The sequence below is a fragment of the Streptomyces coerulescens genome (assembly GCF_042657965.1).
Taxonomy (GTDB): domain Bacteria; phylum Actinomycetota; class Actinomycetes; order Streptomycetales; family Streptomycetaceae; genus Streptomyces; species Streptomyces coerulescens.
Genome location: NZ_JBHSKM010000002.1, coordinates 645,302 through 658,504, shown reverse-complemented (window position 1 = coordinate 658,504; position 13,203 = coordinate 645,302). Strand labels below are relative to the sequence as shown.

13 protein-coding genes are annotated in these 13,203 nt (G+C 69.9%); 10 read left to right on the top strand and 3 right to left on the bottom strand.

Going from position 1 to position 13,203, the window contains the following annotated elements:
- The first annotated feature begins 197 nt into the window (after positions 1 to 197).
- A complete protein-coding gene (locus ACFPQ9_RS04415; protein WP_380846772.1) occupies positions 198 to 1,916 on the top strand; it encodes a glycoside hydrolase family 6 protein in 1,719 nt (572 codons plus the stop codon).
- Between the two features lie 87 nt (positions 1,917 to 2,003).
- Here ACFPQ9_RS04415 and ACFPQ9_RS04410 read toward each other — a convergent pair whose 3' ends face one another.
- Positions 2,004 to 2,774 (bottom strand): phytanoyl-CoA dioxygenase family protein, encoded by a 771-nt coding sequence (locus tag ACFPQ9_RS04410; protein ID WP_380846769.1) that lies wholly within the window; start codon positions 2,772 to 2,774, stop codon positions 2,004 to 2,006.
- Between the two features lie 138 nt (positions 2,775 to 2,912).
- Here ACFPQ9_RS04410 and ACFPQ9_RS04405 point away from each other — a divergent pair, with 138 nt between their 5' ends.
- Positions 2,913 to 3,827, top strand: a complete 915-nt coding sequence (locus ACFPQ9_RS04405) for a class I SAM-dependent methyltransferase (protein WP_380846766.1) — start codon at positions 2,913 to 2,915, stop codon at positions 3,825 to 3,827.
- 214 nt (positions 3,828 to 4,041) lie between these two features.
- On the opposite strand, the gene ACFPQ9_RS04400 is transcribed toward ACFPQ9_RS04405, so the two are convergent.
- A complete protein-coding gene (locus tag ACFPQ9_RS04400; protein WP_380846763.1) occupies positions 4,042 to 4,737 on the bottom strand; it encodes a glycoside hydrolase family 75 protein in 696 nt (231 codons plus the stop codon).
- A 207-nt stretch (positions 4,738 to 4,944) separates the two neighbouring features.
- On the opposite strand from ACFPQ9_RS04400, the gene ACFPQ9_RS04395 reads away from it, so the two are divergent.
- Positions 4,945 to 5,556: a hypothetical protein gene (locus ACFPQ9_RS04395; protein WP_380846760.1), complete on the top strand. Its 612-nt coding sequence runs from the start codon at positions 4,945 to 4,947 to the stop codon at positions 5,554 to 5,556.
- Between the two features lie 120 nt (positions 5,557 to 5,676).
- Here the strand turns inward: ACFPQ9_RS04395 and ACFPQ9_RS04390 are convergent, their stop codons facing one another.
- Entirely contained in the window at positions 5,677 to 6,507 is an 831-nt protein-coding gene (locus tag ACFPQ9_RS04390; protein WP_380846757.1) for an aldo/keto reductase, read from the bottom strand.
- 312 nt (positions 6,508 to 6,819) lie between these two features.
- Here ACFPQ9_RS04390 and pqqA point away from each other — a divergent pair, with 312 nt between their 5' ends.
- The 7 genes from pqqA to ACFPQ9_RS04355 are packed head-to-tail and all read left to right on the top strand — an operon-like array spanning position 6,820 to position 13,202.
- Positions 6,820 to 6,969: a pyrroloquinoline quinone precursor peptide PqqA gene (pqqA, locus tag ACFPQ9_RS04385; protein WP_380846754.1), complete on the top strand. Its 150-nt coding sequence runs from the start codon at positions 6,820 to 6,822 to the stop codon at positions 6,967 to 6,969.
- A 23-nt stretch (positions 6,970 to 6,992) separates the two neighbouring features.
- Positions 6,993 to 7,748: a pyrroloquinoline-quinone synthase PqqC gene (gene pqqC, locus ACFPQ9_RS04380; protein ID WP_380846751.1), complete on the top strand. Its 756-nt coding sequence runs from the start codon at positions 6,993 to 6,995 to the stop codon at positions 7,746 to 7,748.
- The gene (gene pqqD, locus ACFPQ9_RS04375; protein WP_380846748.1) at positions 7,745 to 7,999 is read left to right on the top strand and encodes a pyrroloquinoline quinone biosynthesis peptide chaperone PqqD; all 255 of its coding nucleotides are present in this window, start codon (positions 7,745 to 7,747) and stop codon (positions 7,997 to 7,999) included. Before pqqC ends, pqqD begins: the two co-directional genes overlap by 4 nt.
- The gene (gene pqqE / locus ACFPQ9_RS04370) at positions 7,996 to 9,081 is read left to right on the top strand and encodes a pyrroloquinoline quinone biosynthesis protein PqqE (protein WP_380846745.1); all 1,086 of its coding nucleotides are present in this window, start codon (positions 7,996 to 7,998) and stop codon (positions 9,079 to 9,081) included. The genes pqqD and pqqE overlap by 4 nt, the downstream gene beginning before the upstream one ends.
- Positions 9,078 to 10,301 carry a glycoside hydrolase family 88/105 protein gene (locus ACFPQ9_RS04365; RefSeq protein WP_380846742.1) on the top strand — a complete coding sequence of 408 codons (1,224 nt, stop codon included), beginning with the start codon at positions 9,078 to 9,080 and terminating at the stop codon, positions 10,299 to 10,301. The genes pqqE and ACFPQ9_RS04365 overlap by 4 nt, the downstream gene beginning before the upstream one ends.
- Positions 10,302 to 10,305: 4 nt before the next feature.
- Positions 10,306 to 11,094 (top strand): heparin lyase I family protein, encoded by a 789-nt coding sequence (locus ACFPQ9_RS04360; RefSeq protein ID WP_380846739.1) that lies wholly within the window; start codon positions 10,306 to 10,308, stop codon positions 11,092 to 11,094.
- Between the two features lie 38 nt (positions 11,095 to 11,132).
- Positions 11,133 to 13,202, top strand: coding sequence for a PQQ-dependent sugar dehydrogenase (locus ACFPQ9_RS04355; protein WP_380846736.1), 2,070 nt, complete (start codon positions 11,133 to 11,135; stop codon positions 13,200 to 13,202).
- Position 13,203 lies beyond the last annotated feature (1 nt).

Below are 13,203 nucleotides of genomic sequence, written 5' to 3'. Positions count from 1 at the left end.
GCTAGCTTCGTGACACCAGTGGGAGCGATTCCATCAGTCGACGCGTCCGTCACGGCGTGCCCGATCTGCAAGGAGTCGCTCATGCGACACCCCCCGCGTTCAGTACTTTTAGCCGTGGTCGGCACCTCCTCCTTGCCTCTTGCGCGCCCTGCACGGACGGACCGTCAGAACCCGCAACCAAGAAGGAACCCGCACTCATGAGTCGTACCAGAACAGCGATGCTCGCCGCCCTGGCGCTGGTCGCCGGGGCCTCGGGAACCGCGCTCGCCGCGGACCCGGGTGGAGTCGGCACGGCCGCCGTGCCCTGCACCGTCGACTATCAGGTGCAGAACCAGTGGGACACCGGCTTCACCGCCGCCGTCACGGTCACCAACCAGGGCGCCGCCAGGTCGAACTGGTCCGTGAAGTGGTCCTACGCCGGGAACCAGAAGGTCACGAGCGGCTGGAACGCGAAGATCAGCCAGAGCGGTGCCGCCGTCACCGCGGCCAACGAGACCTACAACGGCACGCTCGCGACCGGAGGTTCGGTCAGCTTCGGCTTCCAGGCCTCCTACAGCGGGACCAACGCCCTCCCGGCCACCTTCACCCTCGACGGCGTGACCTGCAACGTCGACGACGGCGGTGGCGGCCCCACGGATCCGCCGGACCCGGACCCGAACGGCCCGAAGGTCGACAACCCCTACTCCGACGCCAAGGTGTACGTGAACCCGGAGTGGTCCGCGAAGGCCGCCGCCGAGCCGGGCGGCAACCGGATCGCGAGTCAGCCGACCGGCGTCTGGCTCGACCGGATCGCCGCGATCAACGGCGTGAACGGCGGCATGGGCCTGCGCGACCACCTCGATGCGGCCCTGACCCAGAAGGGTTCCGGCGAACTGGTCGTCCAGCTGGTCATCTACAACCTGCCAGGCCGTGACTGCGCCGCCCTCGCCTCCAACGGGGAACTCGGTCCGACGGAGCTCGGCCGGTACAAGACCGAGTACATCGACCCGATCGCCGCGATCCTCGCCGACCCGAAGTACGCCTCGCTGCGGATCGTCACGACGATCGAGATCGACTCGCTGCCGAACCTGGTCACCAACACCGGCAGCCGTCCGACGGCCACTCCGCAGTGCGACGTGATGAAGGCCAACGGCAACTACCAGAAGGGCGTCGGCTACGCCCTGAACAAGCTCGGCGACGCGGCCAACGTCTACAACTACATCGACGCCGGCCACCACGGCTGGATCGGCTGGGACGACAACTTCGCCGCCAGCGCCGCCGTGATGAAGGAGGCCGCCACCTCCGAGGGCGCGACTGTGAACGACGTGCACGGCTTCATCGCCAACACGGCCAACTACAGCGCCCTGAAGGAGAACAACTTCACCATCAGCGACTCCGTGGGCGGCAAGTCCGTCCGCGAGTCGAAGTGGGTCGACTGGAACCGGTACACCGACGAGCTGTCGTTCGCGCAGGCCTTCCGCCAGCAGCTGGTCACGACCGGTTTCAACTCCGGCATCGGCATGCTGATCGACACGTCGAGGAACGGCTGGGGCGGCAGCGCACGGCCCGCCGGTCCGGGGGCGACGACCGACGTCGACACGTACGTCAACGGCGGGCGCTACGACCGTCGTATCCACGTCGGCAACTGGTGCAACCAGTCCGGGGCCGGTCTCGGTGAGCGGCCGCAGGCCGCACCGGCGGCGGGGATCGACGCCTACGTCTGGATCAAGCCTCCGGGTGAGTCCGACGGGGCGAGCTCGGAGATTCCGAACGACGAGGGCAAGGGGTTCGACCGGATGTGCGACCCGACATACACGGGTAATCCGCGTAACGGGAACAACCTGTCCGGTGCGCTGCCGGACGCTCCGCTGTCGGGGCACTGGTTCTCCGCGCAGTTCCAGCAGCTGATGCAGAACGCCTACCCGCCGTTGTCGTAGTGCGTTGAGTGGGAACTGCCGGTCCGTTGTGGCTGATCGCGCAGTTCCCCGCGCCCCTGGAGGGGCGCGGTGGTCGCCGGGGTTTGATCAGTTCTCTTTGGCCAGGCCCCGGCGGATCGCGAACTCGACCGCCGAGTAGTCGGCGTCGGGGCGGTCCAGTTCCAGCGGTTTCGCCGGGTGCAGGGGTGGCTGTGCCATGAAGCGGGGGCGGGTGCCGTGGTGGGGCTGGGCGGCGTGGACCAGGAAGGGGTGACAGAGGTATACGTCGCCGGGGCGGCCGGTGGCGTGGGCGAGCGGGCGGTGTGCGGAGGCCTCGGCCACCTTCGGGCCCAGCTCCAGGAAGGTCGCGCCGGCCTCGCCGTACGGCGCGAGGACCGCCGGTACGTCGAGATGCGAGCCGACCCGGATGCGGGTCGGGGCGTCGTCCTCGGTGACCTCGCTGAACAGGAACAGCATCAGCAGGGCACGGCCCTTGGAATGCACGTTCGTGTGGACATGCTGGGCGCCCTCGGGCAGATAGCTGCCCTCGATGTGCCAGCCCGCGTCGTCCGGCTCCTCCTCATGCGGAAACCGCAAAGGGAAGCTGCCCAGTGAGTAGCGCGACTGCCAGCGGTCCTCACCCACCAGGACGTCGAAGGCCTCGTGCAGTACGGGTGTGTTCACGGCCGCCGCGAACGGGCCCTGCGCCATGTCGTACACCCAGTGCACGGGGTCCTTCCAGGTGCCCGGGTCCCGCGGGTCGTACCCCGTCTCGCGCCACAGCAGCCGCGCGCAGTGCTCGGCGACACGTGGGGGAAAGGCGCCCTCGATCTTCACGAACCCGTCTTTGAGGAAGCGTTCCACCATCGTGTCGTCCATCGGGCCATGGTGGGCGACCGGCACCCGTCCTCGCACCTCATTTTCTTTGCCCGGTTTTTTGCCGCTACGGCAAGGACAGTGGCACCGGGGCGGTGCGTCGGAGCAGGCTGGCGGCAACCGGACGAGAGGCTGACCACCATGGCGCATGAGGATCACCCGCACCACCAGCACGAGCACCAGCACCCGGGACACGGGCAGCGCCACGACCACACCGATGTCGACTGGGCCGAGATGGGCCCGATGCTCGAAGCGCAGGCGGAGCTGTTCCTGCCCCTGTACGAGCACGCCATGGCCTGGCTGGGCAAGCGGCAGACCGAGCCGGGGTTGATCGTGGACGCGGGCAGCGGCCCGGGAGTGGTGTCCTGTCTGCTCGCCGACACCTTCCCCGGAGCTCGGATCGTCGCCGTCGACGGGTCGGGGCCGCTCCTGGAGCGGGCCCGGACGCGGGCGGAGCGGCTCGGCGTCGCCGACCGCTTCGGTATTCTCGCCGGTGAACTGCCCGATGTTCTCGGGGAGTTGGACTATCCCGTCGATCTGCTGTGGGCCGGCCGCAGTCTGCACCACCTGGGCGACCAGCGGGCCGCCCTCGCCGCGTTCGCCGACCGGCTCGCCTCCGGCGGCACGCTGGCCCTCCAGGAGGGCGGCCTGCCGCTGCGGTTCCTGCCCCGGGACATCGGCTTCGGGCGGCCCGGGCTCCAGGCGCGGCTCGATGTGCTGGAGGCGGAGTGGTTCGCGCAGATGCGGGCCGACCTCCCCGGCTCCGTCGCCGAGACCGAGGACTGGCCCGCGCTGCTCACCGCCGCGGGGCTGCGGCCCAGCGGTACCCGCACCTTCCTCCTCGACCTGCCCGCCCCGACCACGGACCGCGCCCGCGCCTACGCGGCCGACATCCTCACCCGCACCCGTGACGGCGTCGGCGACCGCCTCGACGCCGAGGACCGCGCGGCCCTCGACCGGCTGCTCGACCCGGACGACAAGGCGAGCGTGTACCACCGCCCCGACCTGTTCGTGCTGGCCGCGCAGACGGTGTACACGGCCGTGCGGACCAGGTGACAGCGCCGAGGCCGGCCGACGTCGGGGCTTGACTTCGAGAGCTCTCCAAGTGAGGGACTCCCCTCGTCCGAACCGAGACACACAGGGGGAACCACCATGACCGACTCCGTGGTGTGGGCCGTCCGGCAGCCCGACGCTGTGGGACGTCGACACCGTCGTCGTACGGCCGCTCGGACAGCCCAACTGACCTGCTGCACGGTCGAGTTCGCCGGTCTCAGTTGTTGGCGATGAACTCCTTCGCCAGCCGCTCGCCCAGCGAGACCGCCGCGTTGTGGTTCTCGATGGGCGAGACCCGGGAGTTCTTGAAGAGGATGTACGTCACACGGGAGTCGGTGCCGCCGGTCTCCGGGTCGGGGTCGATGCCGAGCCGCTCGGCGGCGGAGTAGGAGGCCTCGCCGATGATTTTCTGAGGGCCGGTGTCGCCGACGACGGCGTACAGGACCTGGTTGTCGTGGATGACGGCCACCACGCCCGCACCCTGGATGCCGGCGGCCGAGTAGTTCCAGGTGCCGCTGATGCTGGGGACGACGACGTAGGGCAGCGTGTCGGAGCGCAGCGGCTTGCCGTCGGACTGGTGGAACGCGGTGTCCGGCTGGAACCAGGGGTCGGTGTCCTCGTTGCACTTGGCGGTGCGCTGGCCGTCGCAGTCGATGTCCATGTCGGCCTTCCAGAAGACGGCGCCGTTCTTGCCGCAGACCGGGACGGTGGCCGACGTCTCCTCGTCGGTGCGGTACTTGCCGTTGGAGATCTGCGAGCAGGACGTCACCTTCGCGAGCAGGGCGGCCGCGCTGACCGAACCCTCCCGGAGGGACGGCGGTTCCGGGGTGCCGGAGGCGCTCGTGGGGAGCAGGCCGGCGGCGAGCAGCGCGGCGCCGGAGGACGCGGCGAGGGTCAGTGTTCGGATGCGCACTGTGGGGGACCCTTCTGTGAGGAAGTACTTCTGTTAGGAAAGTTTCCTGACCGGGTGGCGTACAAAGGTGGCCCTCTTTGTGTGGCCACGTCAAGCCCTTGCGTGCGACCTGGGGCCCGCTCCGCTGATTGCGGCGCCATCACCCCGGTAGAAGACTGGAGATGCCGAAGAGTTTCGGATGTGTGCCCCGGATTTTCGGGAGGTGCCATGTTCGTACGCGCCATCTACACGACCGGCGATCCCACGAAGATCGACACCGCCATCAGGGCGATGAACACCGAGGGGCGGGACCTGCTGGAGGACCGCCCGGGATACCGGGGGGCGAGTGTCTTCGTGGACCGGACGCTCGGGAAACTGCTCGCGGCCAGCTGGTGGGAGACGGAGCGGGCCCGGCAGAACAGCGACGAGGTGCTGCGCGAGCGGCGGGCGGCGATGCTGGACCCGTTCGCGGGAACCTTGTCGGTCGACAATTACGAGGCGGTGGTGTTCCACCAGGCGCGCCAGCCGCAGGCCGGCGGCGGACTGCGGCTGACCAGGCTGGAGTTCGACCCCATGGACACCGACCTGCTCGCCGACACGTTCCGGGCGACGGTGGTGCCCCGGCTCGAAACGCTCCAGGGGCTGGCCCGGGCGTCCCTGCTGGTCGACCGGGAGCGGGGGCGCGGGATGGTCGGAGTGGTCTTCGTCGACCAGCCGTCCCTGGCGGCGTCCCGCTCGGGCCAGGCGGCGGCCCGGCACGAGGGCGCGGCCAAGGCGCATGTGACCGTGACCGGACTGGAGGAGTTCGAGGTCGTCTTCACCGATGTGCGCGGGGACTGAGGCGCCCCGCACGGGTGACCGAGGGGCCAGGCGTCCTGCCGCGCTCCGGCTCTCCCTACACGTCCGCCCGCCGCTCGGGCAGCTGAGCGGCGGGCGGACGTAGGTCGCGCCGGAGCGGGGTCAGTTGACGGTGGCCGGGTCGCTGCCGATCCGCCGGTCCTCGTTGAGCGCGCTGATCGCCGCCAGGTCCTCGTCGTCCAGGCTGAAGTCGAAGACCGCGATGTTCTCCTTGATCCGCGACGGCGTCACGGACTTCGGGATCACGACGTTGCCGATCTGGAGGTGCCAGCGCAGCACGATCTGGGCCGGGGTGCGGCCGTGCTTCTGCGCGATGGCGACGATCGCCGGAACCTCCAGCAGACCCTTGCCCGAACCGAGCGGCGACCAGGCCTCGGTGGCGATGCCCTGCTCGGCGTGGAACGCGCGGGAGGCGTGCTGCTGAAGGTGCGGGTGCAGCTCGATCTGGTTGACGGCCGGGACGACCGACGTCTCGCCGATCAGCCGCTCCAGGTGCTCCGGAAGGAAATTGGAGACACCGATCGCGCGGATACGGCCGTCGGCGTGCAGCTTCTCGAACGCCTTGTAGGTGTCGACGTATTTGTCGCGCGAAGGCGCCGGCCAGTGGATGAGGTACAGGTCGACGTAGTCCAGGCCCAGCTTCTTGAGCGACGTCTCGAAGGCGCTCAGTGTGGAGTCGTAGCCCTGGTCGCCGTTCCAGAGCTTGGTGGTGACGAAGATGTCCTCGCGGGGGACGCCGGAGGCGGCGATGGCCCGGCCGGTGCCCGCCTCGTTGCCGTAGATCGCCGCTGTGTCGATGCTGCGGTACCCGGCCTCCAGCGCGGTGCCGACCGCCCGCGTGGCCTCGTCGTCCGGCACCTGCCAGACGCCGAAGCCCAGCTGGGGCATCTCGACGCCGTTGTTGAGGATGATCGGGGGGACCTTGCTGCTCACGAGCTCTTGATCCTTACGGTTGTCGTCAGGTGGTACTGCATATCGTCAACGATCACGAGGCGTGATGCATTCCTGACCGCCGAATCCGCCCCGGGAATCACCGCAACTGACCGGTGAGTCAGTGGGCGATGGCGAGATTGGCCGGAAACGCATCCGACGTTATCGGTCCGGACCATTGACCGTGGCCCGTCATGCCGCGACTCTGTATCGCGCCACCGAACGTATCGATGAACTCGGTGCATGCATGTGAACGACAGCCGCCTGTCTGGTCTCTGAGACCCCCCACTTCCTCAGGAAAGCAGGTATGCGCACATGAACGAGATGCTGCTTCGCACCCACCCCGCCCTGCCGACGGAACAGGTCATTCAGGAAACATCGGATGTAGAGGTCTGGCAAAGCCCGGGTTACACCGTCGTGGACACGGCGCTCGAAGTGACCGCCTACGCCCTCGCCGACCGCTAGCCGTCCGCCGCCACGAGAGCATCGTGACCGCGACTCGCGTGCACGCCGACGGCGCCGCGGCCCCCTGGACGACCACCGAGTTCACCGGGCGGCTGCGCGCCGTCACCGCGGCCCGCTACCACGACCGTCACCCCTTCAACCTCCGTATGCACAAAGGCGAGCTGACGCCCGCCGAACTGCGCCGCTGGATCGCCAACCGCTTCCACTACCAGCGCCACATCCCCGTCAAGGACGCCCTGATCCTCGCCAAGCTGGAGCGGCCCGCGGCGCGCCGAGCCTGGCTGCGCCGTATCCGCGACCACGACGGCACGGCCGAGGGCGAGGGCGGCATCGAGCGCTGGCTGCGCCTCGGGGAGGCGGCCGGCCTCGACCGGGAGGAGCTGTGGGACGCCTCCCGGGTCCTGCCCGGGGTGCGGCTCGCGGTCGACGGATACGTCAACTTCTGCCGGCTCGGTCCCGTCGTCGAGGCCGTGGCCGCGTCCCTGACCGAGCTGTCCGCACCGGACTTGATGCGCACCCGCATCGACGCCTTCGAAACCCACTATCCCTGGATCGACCCGGCCGGGCTCGCCTACTTCCGCACCCGTGTCGGCCAGGGCGCCCGGGACGGCGAGGAAGCCCTCGCCCTGGTCCTGGACCGTGCCCGCACCCGCGAGCAACAGGAGCGGGCGGTGGCCGCCCTGGCCTTCAAGTGCGATGTGCTGTGGGCGCTGCTGGACGCGGTGGACGCAGCGGGAGAGGGATGTCGAGGTGGAGCGGTTGGGGGAGGCGGACCATGACCTGGCGTCCCGCCCTCGCCCGGGCGGTCGTACTGCGCCATGACCGGGTGCGGGGCACCGATCTGCTGCTGCTGCCCGAGCGGGTGGTCGTGCTGCACGGCGAAGCGGGCGGCGTGCTGCGGCTGTGCGACGGCAGTCGCGAGGTGGACGACATCGTCGCCGAGTTGGTCGCGCGGTTCCCCGGCGCCCCGGTCGCCGACGAAGTCCCGGAGTTTCTCCGGGCGTTGCGGAAGGAGGGCTGGCTGCGATGACCACCGACCCGCCGTGGGCCCTGCTCGCGGAACTCACCCACCGCTGCCCGCTGCGCTGCGGGTACTGCTCCAACCCCGTCGAACTGGTCGGTCGGTCAGAAGAGTTGACGGCCGAGGAATGGTCCGGAGTGTTCCGGCAGGCCGCTGACCTGGGCGTCGTACAGACCCATCTGTCCGGCGGTGAGCCACTGCTGCGGCGCGAGTTGCCGGACATCGTCGCCGCCGCCGAGCGCGCGGGCCTGTACACCCAGCTCGTCACCAGCGGCGTCGGACTGGGGGAGCGGAGGCTCGGCGAGCTCGTCGCGGCCGGGCTGCACAGCGTCCAGCTGTCCGTGCAGCACGCCGATCCGGACGCCTCCGACCGTATCGCGGGCGCCCGCTCGTTCGCCGCCAAGGAGCGCGCCGCCCGGCTGATCCGTGCGGCCGGGCTGCCGTTCGGCCTGAACATCGTCCTGCACCGCGCCAACATCGACGCCCTCGACGACCTGATCGCCCTCGGTACGGCCTGGGGCGCGGACCGTATCGAGCTGGCTCACACCCAGTTCCACGGCTGGGCCCTGCGCAACCGTGCCACCCTGCTGCCCACCCGGGACCAGGTCGACCGCGCCCTCGCCACGCTCACCCGGTGGCGCGAACGCCCAGGCTCCGCACCGGAGTTGATCTGGGTCACCCCCGACTACGTCGACGGTGTCGCGAAACCCTGCATGGGCGGCTGGGGCGCCCGCTCGCTCACCGTCGCCCCGGACGGCACGGTCCTGCCGTGCCCGGCCGCGGCCGCCCTCCCCGGCCTCGACCCACCCAACGTGAGGAGCCGTCGACTCGCCTGGATCTGGCAGGAGTCGAGAGCGTTCAACGCCTACCGCGGCGATTCCTGGATGGGCGACCCCTGCCGAAGCTGTGCCCTCAGCTCCACCGACCACGGCGGCTGCCGCTGCCAGGCGTACGCCCTCACCGGCGACGCCACCCGCACCGACCCGGCCTGCCGGCTCTCACCCGACCATGCCCTGGTGAAGGACCTGGTCGACAGGGCCCGTCCGCCGGCCGCGACACCTGTCCACGCCTACCGCGAGGGAGCGCCATGAGACGCCTGCACAGGCTGCTGGCGACGGCCGTGTTCGCCGCCGGGACCCTGACCGCCGTCCCCCCGGCCGCGGCCGAGCCGGCACCGGTGGTGGGGACGGCGGCGCCGACCGTGTCTCCGTCGACCTCCTCCACCCTGCCCGTCCGGGCACCCGTCGCCACGGCGGACTGGTCGGTCGCCATGGTCGACTCCACGACGGCCCGCTACACACCGACCACCATCGGCGGCTGGTCGTACCCGGTCGGCCTCTATCTCTACGGGCAGTACCTGGTCTTCCGCCGCACCCACAACCCGCAGTACCTGGCGTACATCAAGAGCTACGCCGAGCGATTCGTGGCCGCGGACGGCTCCATGAGCCAGGGCTTCAACAACCTCGACAGCATGCAGGCCGGGCGGCTGCTGACGATCCTGCACCACGAGACCGGCGAGGACCGCTACCGGATCGCGGCGAAGAAGATCCGCGACCGCCTCGACACCTACCCGCGCACGCAGGACGGCGGCTTCTGGCACGCCGACACCGCGAGCCGCGCCCACCAACTGTGGGCGGACGGTGTCTACATGGTCACCCCGTTCCTGGTGGAGTACGGCAAGGAGTTCCACGACTCCGCGTACGCGAACGACGAGGCGGCCGAGCAGCTCCATCTGTACGGCAGCCATCTCCAGGTCGCGGGCGGTCTGCTCCGGCACGCCTACGACGAGTCGCGCACCGCCACCTGGTCCGATCCCGCCACCGGCCTCGCCCCCGAGCACTGGTGCCGGGCCGTCGGCTGGTACTCGATGGCGCTGGTGAACGTCCTGGACGCCCTCCCCGCGCACCATCCTCGCTCCGCCCGACTGCGCACTGTTTTCCGGAAGTTGGCGGCGGGGCTGGAGAAGTACCAGGACCCGGCCACCGGTCGCTGGTTCCAGGTGATCGACAAGGGTGACCGCGACGGCAACTGGACCGAGACCTCCTGCTCCAGCATGTTCACCTACGCCCTCTCCCGCGGTGCCCGACGGGGCTACCTGGACCGGCACTACGCGGCCGTCGCCGAACGCGGTTACCGGGGCGTCCTGCGCAAGGTCTCCCTCGGGGCCGACGGCCGCACCGAGCTCACCGACATCTCCGTCGGCACCAACGTCGGCGACTACGCGTATTACGCCGCCCGAACCCGGGCCACCAACGACTTCCACGGCCTCGGAGCCTTCCTGATCATGAACGAACAGCTGAGAGGTGATTAGTGTCATGAGCACATCCAGAAGGCTGCTGCTGGGCGCCGCGCTGGGCGGTGTGGCCTCGGCCGCTGTCGGGCTGCCCGCGGCAACACCCGCCCGGGCCGCGTCCTGGCAGCTCAAGTGGTCCCCGTCCGCGAGCTCCGACGGCCTGCGCGCCTTCGAGACCATCGAGGACGACCGCGCCGACTCCCACCCCGGCGGGCAGCCGCACATCTACGCCACCGGCGACAACTGGCGCTTCAACATGCACATGTCCGACCGGGACACCTCGACCGACCGTCAGCGCCAGGAGGTGACGGGCCTTCGCACCTCCTCGTCCAGCTATCTGAAGTGGACCCAGGGCCAGACCTGGCGGATCACCTACTCCATGTACATCCCGAGCTCGCTGAAGGCGACCACCTCCTTCACCCACATCATGCAGATGAAGCAGCCGGGCACCGGCTCCTCGCCGATCGTCGTGCAGTCGCTGCGCCGGGTGAACGGCGCGCAGACCATCGAGCTGAAGCTCTTCGACAGCGACACCCTCGTCGGCCGTACGGACCTCTCGCCGCTGCACGACAAATGGACCGACGTCGACTTCCAGATCAAGGTCGGCAACGGCTCGGCGGGCTCGGTCCGCTGGATCCTCGAGAGCGGCGGCACCACCGTGATCGACAAGTCCAAGTCGGGCGTCGACACCTTCCTCGCCGACCGGGTGCGCCCCAAGTGGGGCATCTACCGCTCTCTCGGCGACACCTCCGACTCGCTCCAGGACTGCCACCTGCTGCTCACCAACCTCCGCGGCTACCAACTCGTGTGAGCGGACGCATGACATCCCCCACCTGGAGGTGGACCTCCATGCATGCCATCCCCACCGGACGCCGTTCCCACCGGCGTGTGCTCCTCGCCGCCCTGGGCGGCCTGCTGCTGTCCCTTCTCACCGCCTCCCCACCGTCCGGCGCCGCGGCCGCCGCGGCCGGTGACCACCAGGCCGAGACCGCGACGATCTCGCAGGGCACGGTGGCCACCAACCACAGCGGCTACACGGGCTCCGGCTTCGTCGACTACACCAACGTGACCGGCTCCTATGTCGAGTTCACGGTGAGCGCGGACGCCGCGAGCGGCACCTCGCTGGCCCTGCGCTACGCCAACGGCACCGGCGCCGACCGGCCCATGGACCTCTCCATCGGCGGCAAGGTCGTCGCCGCCGGCGTGTCCTTCCCGCCCACCGCGAACTGGACCACCTGGGCCACGAAGACGATCACCGCCGACCTCACCGCCGGCGCCAACAAGATCCGCGCCACCGCGACCACCTCCGCCGGCGGCCCCAACCTCGACAAACTGACCGTGGACGCGGCGGCCGACACCCAGACCCCGACCCGCCCCGGCACACCGAACTGCTCCGCCGTCACCGAGGACGGCCTCACCCTCACCTGGGGCGCCTCGACGGACAACGTGGCGGTGACGGCGTACGACATCTACGAGCACGGCAACAAGATCGGCGAGACCGCGGGCAGCGCGACCACCGAGAACCTCACCGGGCTCACCCCGGCCACCACCTACAACCTCACGGTCATCGCCCGTGACGCGGCCGGCAACGCCTCCCTCGCGAGCCCCGCCGTCGACTGCACGACCAGGCCCAGCTCCGACACCAGCCCGCCGACCGGACCCGGCACCCTGTCGTACACCGACGTCACCGCGAACAGCGCCAAGCTGAGCTGGGGCGCCGCCACGGACGACAAGGCGGTCACGGCGTACGACATCCGCAGCGGCTCCACCGTCTACAAGACCGTCAACGGCAGCCCGCCCGCCACCTCCACCACGGTCTCCGGGCTGGCCTGCGACAGCCCCTACAGCCTCCACGTCGTGGCCCGTGACGCCGCCGGGAACGCCTCCCCGCAGAGCAACGCGGTCACCTTCACCACCCGGGCCTGCGCCACGGACGGCGGCGTTCCGTCGTCCATCGCCACCGTGTCGTCCGGCTGGAGCATCCCCTGGGGCACGTACTGGATGCCCGACGGCACCAGCGCCCTGGTCACCGAACGCGACAGCTTCAAGGTGTTCAAGCTGACCAAGGACGGCACCAGGACGCAGGTCGGCAAGGTGCCGAACGCGGTCACCACGGACGGCGAGGGCGGACTGCTCGGCGTGGCCGTCGACCCCGCCTGGGCGGCCAACCACCGCGTGTACTTCATGCACACGGCCTCCGAGGGCAACCGCATCGCGCGCATGACCTACGACGGCAGCTCGCTCAGCGGCTACACCGTCCTGCTCCAGGGCATCAAGAAGAACCGCTACCACAACGGCGGCCGTCTCGCCTTCGGTCCCGACGGCCTTCTCTACGCCTCCACCGGCGACGCCCAGACCTCGTCCCTCGCCCAGGACAGGAACTCCCTCAACGGCAAGATCCTGCGCCTGACGACCGACGGCAAACCGGCCCCCGGCAACCCCTTCGGCAGCCACGTCTACTCACTCGGCCACCGCAACCCCCAGGGCCTGGCCTTCGACAAGAACGGTCGGCTGTGGGAGGCGGAGTTCGGCAACAGCTCCTTCGACGAGCTCAACCTCATCAAGCCGGGCGCCAACTACGGCTGGCCGACCTGCGAAGGCACCTGCTCGGTCGCCGGTATGACCAACCCCAAGAAGACCTGGCGGGTCTCCGAGGCATCCCCGAGCGGCATCGCCATCGTCCGCAACGTCATCTACATGGCGGCCCTGCGCGGCGAACGGCTCTGGCGCATCCCGATCGACGGCGACACCGAGAACGTCGGCTCTGCCACCGCGTACTACGTCGGCACCTACGGCAGGCTGCGCACGGTCACCACGGTGCCGGGCGCCGACCAGCTGTGGCTGTCCACGACCAACAGCGACAACAACGGCGGCCAGCCGGACGGAGCGGACAAGATCTTCCGGGTGACCATCAGCTGAC